This window comes from Accumulibacter sp. (assembly GCF_023806565.1).
Lineage (GTDB): Bacteria > Pseudomonadota > Gammaproteobacteria > Burkholderiales > Rhodocyclaceae > Accumulibacter.
In genome coordinates, this window is sequence record NZ_JAMTDV010000119.1 from 1 (window position 1) to 15560 (window position 15560).

Genomic DNA, 15560 nt, shown 5'->3' on the forward strand with positions numbered 1-15560 from the left:
TGCGGTACGCCCGGAGCGCAAGTCGCCGCCGGCGCCGCCGGGGAAGCCGATGTAGCCGGGAGGCGATATTCCATGTCGGTGTATATACTGAAACAGGATGTCGGTTTGCCGCGCGTCGGCGATCCGCTGCCGTACGCCGGCGAATGCCGGACGCCGCGGGACTTTGCCAGCCGGGACGAATACACAGAGGGGGATCGATGAGTTCTTCGCCATCGGAAAAGCGCAGGCCTTCGGCTGCCGGGCGGGTCGCCAGGAAGCCGGTGGCCGCAAGCAGGAATGTCGCTGCACAGCCGGAGGAGAGCGGTGTGGTCGAGCAGGTGCGCGCAATGGCCGGCAGGTTGCTGGACCTCAGTTCGGCAACGATGGTCGCCGGCCGTGCGCTCGAAACGGCGGGTAAGGTGGGCCGCGCACTGCAGGGTGGGCACCCGATCGATGCGGCCAGCGAAGTCGTCAAGGCGGTGCTGCCCGGCGTCGGCGAAGCCGCCGGCTGGAGCAAGGCCGGTGCGGCCATCCGGGCGATGCGCGAGAAGGCCGGGATGACCATCGCCGAGGTCGGTGCAGCGCTCGACCTCAAGGATCCCTCATTGCTCGAGGCGATCGAGACAGGCCGCCTTGCTCTGTCGTTCGAACTGATCCTGCGCCTGGCGGCGGTCTTCGGACGCAATGATCCGGTCGGCTTCGTCATGCGCTTTACCCGCAGCACCAATCCCGAGCTGTGGAAAAGCCTCGAAGCCCTAGGTGTGGGCAAACTGGTGCTGCAGACGGTACGCGAACACCAGTTCGTCAACATCTATCGCAGCAACGACGATGCCCGCACGTTGAACGACGAGGAGTTCGCGGAGATTGCGAGTTTCACCCAGGCCGCTTTCGAGATGGCGATGGCGCTGCGTGCGCGACACCTGGCGAAGCGCGCTGGCGAGGAGTGAGCGGGTGGGTTGCGGCCGTGGGGAAGCGCTAGACCATTGTGTGCTCGTGCGTCAGTTGCCACGAAAGCGATTTTTGATATTAAACTATTGATCTTTTGTAAACCGGAACAGGGTCTTCGAACATGGCTGACGAATTGCTTCACAAGCATTTCACTCCCTACGCACTGCAACCTGGCGAGGAGTTCATGAACAGCGCGCAGCTGGCTCATTTTCGTGGCATCCTCGAAGCGCTCAAGCAGCAGTTGATGGAAGACATCGAGCGCACGGTGCATACCATGAAGGACGAGGCGACGGTCTTCGCCGATCCCAACGACCGGGCCAGCCAGGAGACCGACATCGCGATCGAACTGCGCAACCGCGACCGCGAGCGCAAACTGGTGAAAAAGATCGAGGAAACGATCGATCGTATCGACAGCGGAGACTATGGCTATTGCGCAGCCTGCGGCGTCGAGATCGGCATCAAGCGGCTGGAGGCGAGACCGACGGCGACCCTGTGCATCGACTGCAAGACGCTCGAAGAAGTGCGCGAGAAGCAGATCGCCAAGTAGGCAGGGACGTCTCCGAGTTGCTTCCCGGCTTGTGCTGCGACAGCAAAAAAAGGACGCCGGTGGCGTCCTTTTTGCTTCGTCCGTTCCGCTTGTTACGACTGCACCGCAGCGGCGCCGCCTTCCTCGGCGGTGAGGGCTTTCATCGACAGCCGGACACGGCCTTTCTCGTCGGCTTCGAGCACCTTCACACGCACTTTCTGGCCCTCCTTGAGATAGTCGGCAACGGCGTTGACGCGTTCGTTGGCGATCTGCGAAATGTGCAGCAGACCGTCGCGTCCCGGCAGGATGCTGACGATGGCGCCGAAGTCGAGCAGCTTGAGGACGGTGCCGTCGTACACCTTGCCGACTTCGACATCGGCGGTGATCGACTCGATCCGGGCTTTGGCGGCATCGGCAGCATCACCGCTGACGGAGGCAATGGTGATCGTCCCGTCATCCTTGATGTCGATGGTCGTGCCGGTTTCCTCGGTGATGGCGCGGATCACGGCGCCGCCCTTGCCGATCACGTCACGGATCTTCTCCGGATTGATTTTCATGGTGTACAGGCGTGGCGCGTAGCTGGAGACTTCCTCGCGGTGGCCGGACATCGAGTTCTGCATCTGCGCGAGGATGTGCCGGCGCGCTTCGCCGGCTTGGGTCAGGGCGACCTGCATGATCTCCTTGGTGATTCCCTGGATCTTGATGTCCATCTGGAGCGCAGTGACGCCGTTTTCAGTGCCGGCCACCTTGAAGTCCATGTCGCCGAGATGATCCTCGTCGCCGAGGATGTCGGTCAGTACCGCAAAGCGGTTGCCTTCCTTGATCAGACCCATGGCAATTCCGGCGACGTGCGCCTTGAGCGGTACGCCGGCGTCCATCAGAGCCAGCGAAGCGCCGCAGACGCTGGCCATCGAACTCGATCCGTTCGATTCGGTGATCTCGGATACGACGCGAATCGTGTAGGAGAAGTCTTCTACCGAGGGCAGAACGCCGAGCAGGGCGCGCTTGGCCAGGCGACCGTGGCCGATCTCGCGGCGCTTGGGGGTGCCGACGCGGCCGCACTCCCCCGTGGCGTAGGGCGGGAAGTTGTAATGCAGCATGAAACGTTCGCGGTACTCGCCGCCGAGCGCGTCGATGATCTGCTCGTCGCGGCCGGTACCCAGAGTGGCGACGACGATTGCCTGCGTCTCGCCGCGCGTGAACAGCGACGAACCATGTGCACGCGGCAGCACGCCCGAGCGGATCGCGATCGGTCGAACGGTACGGGTGTCGCGGCCGTCGATGCGCGGCTCGCCGGCGAGGATGCGGCCGCGCACGATGCGGGATTCGGCATCCGAGACCATGGTGCGGACGGCGTTGGCGTCCGGAGCGTCGTCGTCGGCGCTCATGGCTTCCACCGCGTAGGCGGTGATTTCCTTGATTCTCTGGGTACGCAGCTGCTTGCTGGTGATCCGGTACGCTTCCTGGAGTTCGGCCTCGACCAGCCGATTGACCTTGTCGTGCACCGCCTGGTTTCTTGCGGCCGGCGCCCAGTCCCACTCCGGCTTGCCGGCCGCATCGACGAGTTCGTTGATCGCGTCGATCGCCGTCTGCATCTGCTGGTGTCCGTAGACCACGGCACCGAGCATCACTTCTTCGGGCAGTTCCCGCGCCTCCGACTCGACCATCAGCACCGCCGCCTGGGTGCCGGCGACGACCAGATCGAGCTGGCTCTGGGCGAGTTGGCTGGCGCCCGGATTGAGCACGTACTGACCGTCGAGATAACCGACGCGAGCGGCGCCGATCGGTCCATCGAAGGGGATACCGGAAATGGCCAGGGCAGCCGACGCACCGATCATCGCCGGGATGTCGGGATCGATTTCCGGATTCAGCGACATCACCATCGCCACGATCTGGACTTCATGGTAGAAGCCCTCCGGGAAGAGCGGGCGCAGCGGACGGTCGATCAGGCGGGAGGTCAGGGTTTCCTTTTCCGATGGGCGTCCCTCGCGCTTGAAGAATCCCCCGGGAATCTTTCCCGCAGCGTAGGTCTTCTCGATGTAGTCGACGGTCAGCGGAAAGAATTCCTGTCCCGGTTTTGCGGTCCGGTTGCCGACTACGGTGACCAGCACGACCGTGTCGTCCATCGTGACGAGCACAGCCCCGCTGGCCTGACGGGCGATTTCGCCCGTTTCCAGGGTGACCCGATGCGCTCCGTAGGCGAAGCTCTTCTTGGCGATAGTAAACATTGTTCCCTTTCTCGAAAGTCCGGCGCGTGCCTGCCCACGATCCCGGCAGACGACCAGTGCGCCCGTACGGCAAAAAACACAAACAGCGGCGCAGCCCGCAAAGGACTGGCCGCTGACGGCTCGTCAATTCGCCCGTCGCGCCGACCGCAGGACGGGCCCGGCACCCGGGGCTATTTGCGCAAGCCGAGACGCTGAATCAGATTGCGGTACGAGTCGACATTGGTGCGCTTCAAATAGTCCAGCAGCTTGCGGCGGCGGCTGACCATGCGCAGCAGGCCGCGTCGCGAGTGATTGTCCTTCTTGTGCTCCTTGAAATGACCGGTCAGGTCATTGATTCGTGCGGTCAGAAGCGCCACCTGGACTTCGGAAGAACCGGTGTCGCCGGCCGCACGCTGGTAATCAGCCATGATTTGCGCCTTCTGCGCAACGTTGATCGCCATGTCAAACTCTCTTTCTCGGGAACGGCGCAGCCCCGGTTTGATAGAGCCAACGCCAGATGGATGAACGTGTTTATTCGCTTGGCGAAGCGAACCCGGGATTCTACCGGCCGGCAAGTCTGGCGACAAGTCCGCGATCGCGTGCGAGCATCGCGGTGCGCATGAGCAGGAGAGGGGCGACGGCATCGCCTGGAGTGCCGGGCGACCTATAATGAGGGCACTGGGATCTTTCACCTGCTCGTGGCGCCTCGTGAGGTGCAACAGGCTGGTCGCTTGTTAACTTCCCTCACGTGTCGACATTCTTTACACCACGCTTTGCCGACAGTTCGGGTGACCACTGAATAGGTCAAAGATAACAATGGCTTGTTCTCAAATGCCAAATTTGGCACGGAATTTGCTATATACGCATGGACGTCGGGCTCGGGTGCCTGGATCCGTCATCTAAATTAATCCAGAGTGAAAGAAAGGTACTAATTATGAAGAAATCCATCATTGCCCTAGCCGCACTCTTTGCTGCTGCCGGCGCGCAAGCAAGCACGATCAGCTACAACTTCAGCAATCCGGTATCGACCACCGAAATCACGCAGACGGGTACGCTCGGTCTGTTTGATTCGACTCTCGGAACCCTGACCGGTGCCTCGCTCGAACTCCAGGGTGCAGCCAGATTCGCGTTCACGGGGACCAACTCCGCGGCGCAGGCGCAGACTGCCAACATCACCAGTTCCACCGATCTTTTCTGGAGCAGCAGCATCGCCGCCCTGAGCGCGATTGTCAGCGGCACCGACGTTTTCCTTTCGCTGAGTTCCGGTCCGCAGTCGTATGCTTCGGGTGAGACGAAGAGCTTCGGTCCCTCCAACAAGAACGCCAGTGTCGTCGACGACCTGGCTTCGATTCTTGCCTCCATGGAAGCAGCCGGCGGCGGCAACTTCACCCTGACCTGCAATTCGCTCTCGGGCTTGGCGGTACAGGGCGGTGGCGGCAACATCGACACGACGCAAGACACCGCGGCGGGCTGCGGCGCCAGGATCGTCTATACCTATGATGAGCAAAAGGTACCTGAGCCCGCCTCGCTCGCTCTCCTCGGACTCGCGCTGGCCGGTGCCGGTGTCTCTCGCCGTCGCAAGGCCTGATTCCGATCCTTTCGTTTCGTAGAACACTCGCCCGGCATTGCCGGGCTTTTTTTTTGCTCCCTCTTTTCCTTCGCCGAGTGTGTTCGCTGCGGTGCACTCGGCTCGCGTGCTTGCCTCTCGCCACTATTCGAAAAATATTGTCTTCCCATTTTTCGGCACTTGCCGTGAAGACGATCACGGACGAGCGGTTTCTTGCCATGTTTTCGGGAGGTCGACCGGGGCACCAAGGCTCATCGGCTTCTGAGGGGCGACCGAGTTTGCACATTCCTTGCCCGGTTTGCCAGCGAGGGTGAGTGCCCTGATCAGCAGGAGGTGAGCCACGAGGAGGCGCGTTACTCGGTAGTGCGTTGCAAGCAGGCGAAGGGCAACCTTACCTATCCTTCGCTCGAAACCGGCAGTGGGTGCGCCAGCTGCCGTGTCAGCTCGGCTTCTCGCTCACGGCTCCGTAAGCCAGTGCTCGATGCGCAAATCCGCGACTCAGGCAATCTGGCGTGGCTACCGACATTGCCAGTTCGTCGGCGGCATGTCGGGCAAAGCGGTCACCTACCTCGGGGGGGCTCCGTTGTCGATGCTTTTCGTGCAGCCCGCAGCCTGGCTGTCGCAGCGGCGCCGGCGAGTTCGCCTGTCGCCGTTGGGCCCGCGCCAGAACTCAGCGATTGCGAGCAAATTTTTCGACGAGCCGATCGAGCTTTTCGGCGTGCTGGCGAGCCCGAGCCTCCTCTTCACGCTGCATCCTGCGCTGCTCTGCCTGCTTGCGGAGTCTTTCCGCGAGCAGTTCGGCGGCATGGCTGCGGTGTGTCTCGGGAATTTCTTCACCAGGCTGCCCGTCGAGATCGACGCGCCGAGTTGCCTTGCCCATGGCCTTCAGGTAGCGGGTCGAGTGCGTATGCAATCCGAGAGCAATGCGCAGCACCTTGCGATCGACGGTCGGCAGACGCGCCAGGAGTTGCCTGTCGACGCCGATGGCCAGCGGCAGGCAGTCGCGGAACACCGGGAACTTCTCCTGCAGTTCCTTCAGCAGTTGCCGGGCGTGATTGGCCGGATTGGCGGCTGGCGTGGGCGTGTTCATGCAGCCGGGGGCTTCAGAAGTGGATGCCGCGCATGATCTGCGAAAAAGCAACCTGGTCAGCCGTTTGCGCGGCGCCTTCGGCGGGTTTGCCGGCGGCCGCGCTGGAATCGGGGAACATGCGGAAGGAAGTGTTCATGGTGATTTGCGCCACCTTCGGCATCAGCGAATGCAGCAGCGCGCCAAAGATTCCGAGGCGAGTGGCGATGCGCACCGGTTTGTGGATGATCGCTTCCACCACCAGATCGGCGGCCTCGTCGGGTGACAGCGTCGGAACCTGATCGTAAAGCTTGGTCGGCGCAATCATCGGCGTTCTCACCAGAGGCATGTTGATGGTCGTGAACTCGATGCCGCGGTCGGCAAACTCGGATGCCGCGCAGCGTGCCCATGCGTCCATCGCCGCCTTCGAAGCGACATAGGCGGAGAAGCGCGGGGCGTTGGTGAGGACGCCGATCGACGAAATGTTGATGACGTGGCCCTTGCGTTTGGCGATCATCGCTGGCAGGAAGCCCATGGTCAGCCGGAGTGCCCCGAAATAGTTGACCTCCATCGTTCGTTCGAAATCGTGGAAGCGATCAAACGAGCTCTCGATTCCGCGGCGAATCGAGCGCCCGGCGTTGTTGACCAGGATGTCGACCCCGCCATGTTCCTCGGTCATGAAGCGGACGAAGGCAGCGCATTGCTCGGGATTCGCCACGTCGACCGCGTGCGTGATCAGGCGCAGACCGTCGGCTTCGAACTCCCGGCGGACTTCGTCGAGCGCGTGCGCGTCACGTGCGATGGTGACGGCGACGGCACCGGCTTCGGCCATCTTGCGGATGGTTGCCTTGCCGATGCCCGACGAGCCACCAGTGACCAGTACCACCTTGCCCTCGACCTGGCCACGCAGCGTGCGATCGATGAACAGGTCGGGGTCGAGATGGCGCTCCCAGTAGTCCCAGAGGCGCCAGGCGTAGCTGTCGAGCGGTGGCACGGCGATGCCGGTGCCTTTGAGCGCACGCAGCGTCTCGCGGCAGTCGAAACGGGTCGGGTAATTGATGAAATCGAGCACGTCATCGGGCAGACCGAGGTCCTTCATGATCGCCGTACGGATGCGGCGGACCGGAGTCAGGGCGAACATCGCCTTGCGCACCGATTTCGGGATGAAGCCCAGCAGCGCTGCGTTGATGCGCATCGCCATTTCCGGTGCGTGCGCCGCGCGCGCGAAAGTGTTGAGCAGGTCGCCAACGCGCATAGGTGCTGGATCGGTCAGATGGAAGCACTGGCCATCCTGCCCTTCGAGGTGAGCGATGTGATCCATCGCGGCGACGACGAAGTCGACCGGTACGACGTTGATCCGCCCACCCTCGATGCCGATCGTCGGCATCCAGGACGGGAACATGCGGCGCATCTTCTGGATGAGCTTGAAGAAATAGTAGGGTCCGTCGATCTTGTCCATTTCGCCGGTGCGCGAGTCACCGACGACAATTGCCGGACGGAAGACCCGCCAGGGAATCGTACACTCCCGGCGCACGATGCCTTCCGAATCATGCTTGGTGCGAAAGTACGGATTTTCGAGATTTTCCGCTTCTTCGAACATGTCCTCGCGGAACAGACCTTCGAACAAGCCGGCCGCGGCAATCGAACTGACCAGGTGGAAGTGGCGGGTACCGATCTCCTCGGCCAGACGCACGGTGTTGCGCGTACCGTCTACGTTGGCACGCTGCTGGTCTTCGGCGCTGGCCTTGAGGTCATAGATCGCGGCGAGGTGAAAGAAGTGGTCGATCTTTCCCTTGAGACGGTCGATGTCCGCATTTGCGACTCCCAGTCTGGGCTGGGTGAGGTCACCGACGATCGGAATGACGCGGTCTTCGCGACAGCCCCAGTAGTCGTAGAGTTCCTGCAGTCTCGGCAGTTCGACGGCGCGCGTCAGAAAATAGACGGTGGCTCCGGGGCGGCCCAGCAGCTTGGCAACCAGCCTCTTGCCGATGAAGCCGGTCGCACCGGTGACGAAATAATTCATCCTTGCCTCCTGAATTTCATTGCTCTCTCCTCGATTCGCGCCTGTTCGGGTCGTTGCGGCTGGACCGCGTGCGTCGGGTCTTTAGTGTGCGCCCTCTAGATATTGTCACTAGACTACGTGTTCAGGGCAAGCAAAAAACTTGTTGACCTCTCGATTTGACCTTCAAGGAGATGAAGATGGGCAGGAAACTCAAGGAATTGGCCGGCAGCGTAACAGAGAATCAGCTCGCAGCAACGGTCAAGGAGTCGGCACAGCAGATCTGGCTGGCCGGACTCGGCGCTTTTGCCAAGGCGCAGGAAGAAGGAGGCAAAGTGTTCGACGCGCTGGTCCGCGAAGGCGAGAGCATTCAGGCGAAGACGCGCAAGATGACCGACGAGCGAATCGCGCAGGTTGCCGGCAAGGCGGCCGGGACGTGGGATCGTCTTGAGCAGGTTTTCGAGGACCGCGTTGCGCGTGCGCTGGGCAGCCTCGGAGTTCCCAGCAAGCAGGACATCGATCGCTTGTCGAAGCGGGTCGTCGATCTGAGCGCGGCAGTGCAGGCACTGACCGAAGGCAAGGCGGTTCCCAGGGTCGTGGCCAAGGCGACCAAGCCGGCGGCCGAGGAAACTTCCCTGGCGGACGAGCCGGTGTCGGCCAAACCCGCCGTGCGCCGGACTGCCGCGGCGAAAAAGGCTCCGCCGGTGACTCCGGCCGATGTCCTGAGCACCCTGCCACAGCAGACCGCCGAGTAAGCCTGCGCCGGCTCGGGTTGCGAAGTGCTTGCCCGGGTCGGGCACCGCGGGCGGCCGAAGCATGGTGAACGCCACCCGCAGCGGGCGCGAAAGCGCCGTCGGAGGGTGCGTGGATTCTCCGCCGGCGGTGGCTTTCGGGCTTGACCAGCGCTGGCGCCCAGGAGCAGGCGCTCGCAAGCGGGGCACTGGCAAGCCGCCTTCGCTGCTGGCGGAGCGACGCTCGTCGAGGAGAGGGGGGCACTGAATGGTGGCCACAAGCAAAGGGTCGAAAATCGGGCTGGCGCTCGCCGGAGGTGGGCCGGTCGGGGGAATCTATGAAGTGGGCGCGCTTGCGGCTCTGGCGGAGGCGCTCAAGGGAATCGACCTGACCACCCTGGATGTCTATGTCGGGGTCAGTTCCGGGGCTTTCATGTCGGCCGCCGTGGCCAATGGCCTGGGGCCGGCCAAGCTGGCCCGCATGCTGGTGGAAGATGACACCGACGAGGTATTCGATCCGGAGATGTTGCTGCGTCCGGCGTTTGCCGAGTATCTGCAGCGGGCGCTCGCGGTACCGCTGTTGTTCTGGTCGTCGCTGCGACAGTATCTGTCCGACCCTTGGCACCTCAGTCTGGTGGAGTCGTTTCAGGGGCTCAGTCACGCCTTGCCGGCGGGCATTTTCAATGGGGCGGGTATCGATCGACTGTTGCGCAGGCTCTTTTCGACCGGTGGACGGACCAACGATTTTCGTCAGCTCGAACACCGGCTGTTCATCGTCGCAACCGACCTGGACACGGGAGAGTCGGTCGCGTTTGGGTCCGAGGGGCACGACGAAGTGCCCATTTCGGTCGCGGTGCAGGCCAGCGCGGCCTTGCCCGGGCTGTTTCCTCCGGTGAGAATCGGCGACCGGTACTTCGTCGATGGCGCTCTGATCAAGACCCTGCACGCTTCGGTTGCGCTGCAGGAAGGCGCCGAACTGCTGATCTGCATCAACCCGCTGGTGCCATTCGACTCGCGGCTGGCCGCCCAGCGGCCGCCGCACGCGACACCGGCACCCTCGCACCTGGTTGAAGGCGGTCTGCCGGTCGTCCTCTCGCAGACCTTTCGCGCGATCATCCACTCGCGCATGCGTACCGGCATGGACCGCTACCGGCACGAGTTCGAGGGCAGGGATGTGGTTCTGTTCGAGCCGACGCGCGACGATGCGGACATGTTTTTCACCAATGTTTTCAGCTACCGTGGCCGCAGTCGCCTGTGCGAACATGCCTACCAGCGCACGCGCAGCGACCTGTATCGGCGACGCCACGAGCTGCGGCCAATCTTTGCTCGCCATGGCATCGAACTCGATCTCGGTGTGCTCAAGGACCACAGCCGTTCGCTTCTGTCGCGCAAGCGGCGGCCGGATCTGGCAACGAGTACCAGTGCGCTCGACGCGGCGCTGTCCGATCTCGACGTCTGGCTGCAGGCGCGGAAGGCCTGATACGCGCGGGCGCCGTACCTCCGCGCTGGCGTGCGGAAGGGATTTCCGCGCCGGCAATGGCGGTGTTATCCTCGCCGTTCGGACTAGGTCACGGCGGACAATGGATGGAAAAGAAAGCGAAGCGACGGACACGCGAGCGTATTCTCGAGACGAGCCTGCAGCTTTTCAACGACTTTGGCGAGCCGAATGTGACCACCACGGTCATCTCGGACGAAATGAACATCAGCCCCGGCAACCTCTACTACCACTTCCATAACAAGGACGAGATTCTCGAATCGATCTTTGCCGTCTTCGAACGGGAAATCGAGGAAACGCTGGCCGCGCCGACGCGCCGGCCGGCAGACGTGGAAGACATCTGGCTGTTTCTCCATCTTCTCTTCGAGACGATCTGGAAATATCGCTTTTTCTACCGTGATCTGAACGATCTGCTGACCCGCAATCGCGTGCTCGAAATCCATTTCAAACAGATCCTGGCGCACAAGGTGCGGACGGCGACCACCTTGTGCGAGGGCCTGGTGATGGCCGGGGCGATGCGCGCGAGCAACGAGGAATTGCGTGTCTTGGCGACCAACATGGCGGTGATTGCCACCTACTGGCTGTCCTTCGAATACGCCTGTGACCCGCGCGGCAAGTTGGAGAGCGATCGAATCGGGCGTGGGGTGTATCAGGTGATGGCGATGGTTTCACCGTTTCTGTTGGGTGAATCGAAAAGCCTGCTGGCCAGACTATCGACGGCGTATCTCGGCGCCCAGCGCGGTGGGCACCCCACGGTCTCACAATAAATGGAGAACGAGCAATGGCTTGGAAAAAGTTTCCTTATCCTGACAAGGCGTACGATTATGCCGGCGCGGCGCTGGAAGCGAACTGGGCACGGCTGCATCGTGGCGACTGCGAGCCTTTTCCTGCAGACGCCAAGGTGCAGGACGCTTGGCGGAGGTATCACGCAGGTGACTTCGGAGAGGCCGTCGAGGCCGGGCTCGCCTGCGGCATCGCCGGCTACAACGTCGCCAACAAGGCGGCCACGGTCTATGCCAGTTACCTCGAGAGCGACGATGGGCAGAAGCGCAGCCTGCTGCTCGAAGCGGCGCAACGCTGCGAGGAACAGCAGAAGAAGGCGCCGGATGATGTCAACGGCTGGTATCTCCACGCGTTTGCGCTCGGCCGCTACAGCCAGAGCATCTCGGTGGTCAAGGCGCTGGCCGAGGGTCTAGGCGGGAAGATCAAGCACAGCCTGATGCAGGCGCTGCAGCTCGAGCCCGGTCACGCCGACGCGCGTATCGCACTCGGCGCCTATCATGCCGAGGTCATCGACAAGGTTGGCGCGCTGGTCGGCGGAATCACCTATGGCGTAAAAAAGGAAACCGGCAAGGAACTGCTCGAAGACGCGCTCGACAGGAACCCCGACTCGGCGATCACGCGCATCGAGTATGCCAACGCCCTGGTCCTGATGTACGGCAAGGCGAAGCTGAAGGACGCTGAGCGCCTCTATCGGGAAGCCGCGGTCTGCACGCCGATGGACGCGATGGAACGCCTCGACGTCGAAGCGGCCAAGGCCGAACTGGCGGACTGAGCCATCGCCGGACGGGGATGGCGTGTCGGCCTGGTGGCCGCTTGCGTGCCGCAATCAGCCAGTGACGAGTGCTGTCAGGTCCTGCTCCACTGCAGCCGGATCTGCCAGTCGCTCCCACGGCTCGAGGAGCAGCAACCAGACGAGCTTTTCGAACTCGCCCGCGAAGCGATCGACGATTCGTTCGGGATCGTCGACCATGTTCGCGTCGGTGATCAGTCCAAGTTGCACGCGGCCGTTGTAAGAGAGAATGCTGACCCCCATACCGATGTCACCGGTCTGCGGCACCCAGACCAGTTCCTGGTCGATCTCGCTGCCGGCGAAGCAGCGCGCCTGCGGTGGTCCCGGCACATTGGTGATTACCGCCGTCGCCTTGCTGGTCAGCAGGTCGAGCATCTGGTCCTGGACGAACTTTGGCGCCATGCCGGCAGCCCCGAGCAGGGCGAAGGTCACCATCGCCTGGTACGAGCCTTTCAGCGCAGCCATCCGGGCGCGCGTCGCATACAGCCGGGCGAGGGGGTTTTCGATGCCGATCGGCAGGTCGAGCGCAACCAGACCGAAGCGGTTGCCGAGATCGTCGACGTCGTCGGGCGCGCGCAGATTGACTGGAACCATCGCGCGAATCTGGGTATCGCTCACTACCGGGTCGCCCTTCGCAACTAGGTAGCTGCCCAGGGCGCCGGCCACTACGGACAGCAGGGTGTCGTTCACCGAGCAGCCGAGGACCTTGCCGACTGCCTTGATATCCGCCAGTGCGATCGGTTGCGACCAGGCGACATGCTTCACGCTACTGGCCTTCCCCTTGAAGCGGGTCGGGCTGTCTTCCGGCATCAAGGCGAGTTTGCCAATGTCCGCGGTCCACGTCGCCGCCACGCGGCCATACTCGCGCAGCGCCGCCGGGTCATTGCGCAGGCCGAGATACTGTCCCCAGAGTTGGCCACCGAAGTGGATTGACGCGAGCATGAGCTTGCCGAGCGGCTCGCCAAAGGACCTCCGGAGCACGTCACCATCGCTCGCCTGCGCATCGCTGCGTGCGATCGCCCGCCCGGCTTCCGGGGCGTCCTTTTCTTCGTCGGTCAGCCAGTCGATGACGCCGAGCAGCGAAATTCCGTCGGCGATCGCATGGTGAATCCGGAGTACCGCCGCCGAACGCCCGTCGGCAGTGTCCACCAGGTGGAATTGCCAACGTGGTCGAGCCGCTGCGAGCGGCATGCTGGCCAGTTGTGCGACGAACTTCTGCAGTTCGGCCGGGCCACCGGGAGCAGGCAGAAGCGAGTGGCGCACGTGCGCATCGATGTCGAAATTGTCGTCATCGATCCACCAGTTGCCGTCGGTTGTGGCGATCTGGTGGAAGCGTCGGTAACGGACGATGCGCTGGGCGATGGTGCGCTTCGCTCGTTCGTGGTCGATCCGGTCCTTGAAGATCATCACGCCGAGGATCTGCATGAGGTTCTCCGGGCGATCCATGCGTAACCAGGCGGTGTCGACGCGGGAAATTCTTTCACGCCAGCTCATGACATGCACTCCCCGGAAAATGGTCGGCAAGACTCCCGCAATCGCGACCCTGGAATTCGTCCACTGCCCCCTCTACCCGCTGCCCTTGCGCTGCGGCAGTTTCCGCGGTGGCAGAGTTGCGAGACGATCGCTATCATAGCAGGCAGCTGCAAGGGATCATCAACCCGAGGAAAACTACGTGAGTGAACTGCAAGCCCGCTTCGAGGCCGCCGTGGCCGCATCCCAGACCTTGTCGGAGCGCCCCGACAACGCCACCCTGCTGAAACTGTATGCGCTTTACAAACAGGCGAGCGAGGGCGACGTACAAGGTCGCCGTCCGGGCTTTGGCGATATGGCGGGTCGCGCCAAGTACGACGCCTGGGCGTCGGTCAAGGGCATTGCTTCCGCCGACGCGATGCAGAATTACATTGCCTGGATCGACAAACTGCAGGCTGGCTGAGTCGGCGCCGCCAGGACTGTCCGGCAAGGCCTGCTCAGATCGGGAAATTTTCGTCGAAATACCGGTGGACCGCACGTTCTATCGTTGGCTTGATGGCAAATAGCAGGAAGCCGAGACGAATGTCGAGGGCGACTTCGCGATCGTCGATCGACAACTCGCCGACCACGCCCGGCCGCCTGAAGTGCATCTCGTTGCCATCCCACGCGTAGTCGAGATCGAACTCTTCCTCCAGTTCGGAGGCCATGTGTTCGGCGGCAGCGCGCGCTTCGGCGAGACTCTTGCCATGTTGGCGGCGGATCTTGATGTCGCTCATGCGAAAGCTCCTTGGAGATTAACCGATTTCGGCACAGAGTGAGCGGAACGCCGCGTAGCGGCGCGGATCGATGTCGCCGTGGCGGACGGCGGCCAGCACACGGCAGTCGGGCTCCCGATCGTGCCGGCAGTCACGAAAGCGGCAGTGGCCGAGCAGTGGCCGCAGTTCGCGAAATGCCCCAGCAATCTCTTCCGCCGAAAGATGGTGCAGGCCGAATTCGGTCAGGCCGGGGGAGTCGATCAGTGCAGAGCGCTCGTCCGGGTGGTAGAGGCGGGCGTACGTCGTGGTGTGCTTGCCGGTATGGAGCGTTCGCGAGATTTCCCGCGTTGCGGCGCCGGCGCCGGGAACGAGAGCATTGATCAGGGTGGACTTGCCCATGCCGGATTGGCCGATCAGCAGGCTGATCTGATCGGCCAGATAAGGGCGCAGGTGCGCCCCGTCACTGAGTGCGCAAAGCGTGATGACCCGGTAACCCAGCTTCTCGTATGGGGCGAGGGCAGCGCTGGCCGGGGCCAACCGTTCGCGCAGGTCGCACTTGTTGAGCACGATCAGAATCCCGATTTTCTGACTCTCGGCGGCAACGATGCAGCGCGTGATCAGCTCGTCCGAAAATGCCGGCTCGGTAGCAACGACGACGACGACCTGTGTGACGTTCGCAGCGATCAGCTTCTGCTTGCAGTGGTCCGAACGATAGAGCAGGGTTTGCCGTGGCTCGATCGACGCGACCACGCCCTGGCTGGCGCTCGTGCGCTCGACGATCACCCGGTCACCGCAGACCAGTTCGCTCTTCTTGCCCCGAGGAACGCAAAGCAGGGTTTCGCCGGCGGCCAGTTCGATTCGGTACTGTCGCCCGTGCGCGGCGACCACCGTGCCCGTGAGTTTCAAATACTTGTCAGTGCTTCGACCTTCGCGGCACAGATGAAATCGTTGCGCGAAAGTCCGCCGACGTCGTGCGTGCTGTAGCTGACCTTGACGCGGCCGTAACGCACCTCGAGGTCCGGATGATGGTTTTCTCGCTCTGCCAGGCAGGCGACGGTGTTTACGAACAGCAGGCCAGCCGTGTAGCCGGTGAATGTGAATTCCTTGTGCAGTACGCCTGGTTCGGCGATCTGCCAGCCCGGCAGGTGGGCCAGGAGGGCCAGCGCCTGCGAAGGGGGGAGGAGGTGTTGCCTGCCGCGCAACGGATGGCAATGCTCTCGTGCAAGTTCCAGCTCGGTCTCCAT

General features: G+C 62.8%; 17 protein-coding genes. 9 read left to right on the forward strand and 8 right to left on the reverse strand.

All coding sequences use genetic code 11. From position 1 onward, the window contains the following. The 3 genes from NFV80_RS13500 to dksA form a co-directional block, all read left to right on the forward strand. The coding region (locus tag NFV80_RS13500; RefSeq protein ID WP_295330340.1) for a hypothetical protein at positions 1–201 on the forward strand (201 nt) is incomplete at its 5' end. Beyond that, the gene (locus NFV80_RS13505) at positions 198–926 is read left to right on the forward strand and encodes a helix-turn-helix transcriptional regulator (protein WP_295330342.1); all 729 of its coding nucleotides are present in this window, start codon (positions 198–200) and stop codon (positions 924–926) included. The genes NFV80_RS13500 and NFV80_RS13505, both read left to right, overlap by 4 nt. 122 nt (positions 927–1048) lie before the next feature. Beyond that, positions 1049–1474 (forward strand): RNA polymerase-binding protein DksA, encoded by a 426-nt coding sequence (gene dksA / locus NFV80_RS13510; protein WP_295330345.1) that lies wholly within the window; start codon positions 1049–1051, stop codon positions 1472–1474. Between the two features lie 92 nt (positions 1475–1566). On the opposite strand, the gene pnp is transcribed toward dksA, so the two are convergent. Both pnp and rpsO read right to left on the reverse strand, forming a co-directional pair. Next, positions 1567–3681 (reverse strand): polyribonucleotide nucleotidyltransferase, encoded by a 2115-nt coding sequence (pnp, locus tag NFV80_RS13515; protein ID WP_296758994.1) that lies wholly within the window; start codon positions 3679–3681, stop codon positions 1567–1569. A 170-nt stretch (positions 3682–3851) separates the two neighbouring features. Further along, a complete protein-coding gene (gene rpsO / locus NFV80_RS13520) occupies positions 3852–4121 on the reverse strand; it encodes a 30S ribosomal protein S15 (protein WP_295330350.1) in 270 nt (89 codons plus the stop codon). A gap of 404 nt (positions 4122–4525) precedes the next feature. On the opposite strand from rpsO, the gene NFV80_RS13525 reads away from it, so the two are divergent. Beyond that, the gene (locus NFV80_RS13525) at positions 4526–5248 is read left to right on the forward strand and encodes a choice-of-anchor E domain-containing protein (protein ID WP_295330352.1); all 723 of its coding nucleotides are present in this window, start codon (positions 4526–4528) and stop codon (positions 5246–5248) included. Between the two features lie 649 nt (positions 5249–5897). Here NFV80_RS13525 and NFV80_RS13530 read toward each other — a convergent pair. Together NFV80_RS13530 and NFV80_RS13535 are read right to left on the reverse strand one after the other, a co-directional pair. Further along, positions 5898–6317 carry a ProQ/FinO family protein gene (locus NFV80_RS13530; protein WP_295330355.1) on the reverse strand — a complete coding sequence of 140 codons (420 nt, stop codon included), beginning with the start codon at positions 6315–6317 and terminating at the stop codon, positions 5898–5900. Between the two features lie 13 nt (positions 6318–6330). Further along, entirely contained in the window at positions 6331–8316 is a 1986-nt protein-coding gene (locus tag NFV80_RS13535) for an SDR family oxidoreductase (RefSeq protein ID WP_295330356.1), read from the reverse strand. Between the two features lie 176 nt (positions 8317–8492). On the opposite strand from NFV80_RS13535, the gene NFV80_RS13540 reads away from it, so the two are divergent. From NFV80_RS13540 to NFV80_RS13555, 4 genes are all read left to right on the forward strand, one after another. Further along, positions 8493–9047, forward strand: coding sequence for a phasin family protein (locus tag NFV80_RS13540; protein WP_295330358.1), 555 nt, complete (start codon positions 8493–8495; stop codon positions 9045–9047). A gap of 244 nt (positions 9048–9291) precedes the next feature. Beyond that, entirely contained in the window at positions 9292–10503 is a 1212-nt protein-coding gene (locus tag NFV80_RS13545; RefSeq protein WP_295330360.1) for a patatin-like phospholipase family protein, read from the forward strand. 104 nt (positions 10504–10607) lie between these two features. Further along, on the forward strand, positions 10608–11285 hold the full coding sequence (locus NFV80_RS13550; RefSeq protein WP_295330362.1) for a TetR/AcrR family transcriptional regulator: 678 nt from the start codon (positions 10608–10610) through the stop codon (positions 11283–11285). Positions 11286–11299: 14 nt separating this feature from the next. After that, positions 11300–12073 (forward strand): hypothetical protein, encoded by a 774-nt coding sequence (locus NFV80_RS13555; RefSeq protein ID WP_295330364.1) that lies wholly within the window; start codon positions 11300–11302, stop codon positions 12071–12073. Positions 12074–12127: 54 nt separating this feature from the next. Here the strand turns inward: NFV80_RS13555 and NFV80_RS13560 are convergent, their stop codons facing one another. Then, positions 12128–13585 (reverse strand): wax ester/triacylglycerol synthase family O-acyltransferase, encoded by a 1458-nt coding sequence (locus NFV80_RS13560; protein ID WP_295330366.1) that lies wholly within the window; start codon positions 13583–13585, stop codon positions 12128–12130. A gap of 178 nt (positions 13586–13763) precedes the next feature. On the opposite strand from NFV80_RS13560, the gene NFV80_RS13565 reads away from it, so the two are divergent. Continuing rightward, on the forward strand, positions 13764–14024 hold the full coding sequence (locus tag NFV80_RS13565; RefSeq protein ID WP_295330368.1) for an acyl-CoA-binding protein: 261 nt from the start codon (positions 13764–13766) through the stop codon (positions 14022–14024). Between the two features lie 34 nt (positions 14025–14058). On the opposite strand, the gene NFV80_RS13570 is transcribed toward NFV80_RS13565, so the two are convergent. Genes NFV80_RS13570 through NFV80_RS13580 form a run of 3 tightly spaced genes read right to left on the reverse strand, consistent with a single transcriptional unit; the run spans position 14059 to position 15560 of the window. Continuing rightward, positions 14059–14337, reverse strand: a complete 279-nt coding sequence (locus tag NFV80_RS13570) for a polyhydroxyalkanoic acid system family protein (protein ID WP_295330370.1) — start codon at positions 14335–14337, stop codon at positions 14059–14061. Between the two features lie 18 nt (positions 14338–14355). Beyond that, the gene (rsgA, locus tag NFV80_RS13575) at positions 14356–15222 is read right to left on the reverse strand and encodes a ribosome small subunit-dependent GTPase A (protein WP_295330372.1); all 867 of its coding nucleotides are present in this window, start codon (positions 15220–15222) and stop codon (positions 14356–14358) included. Continuing rightward, positions 15219–15560: a 4a-hydroxytetrahydrobiopterin dehydratase gene (locus NFV80_RS13580; RefSeq protein ID WP_295330374.1), complete on the reverse strand. Its 342-nt coding sequence runs from the start codon at positions 15558–15560 to the stop codon at positions 15219–15221. Before NFV80_RS13580 ends, rsgA begins: the two co-directional genes overlap by 4 nt.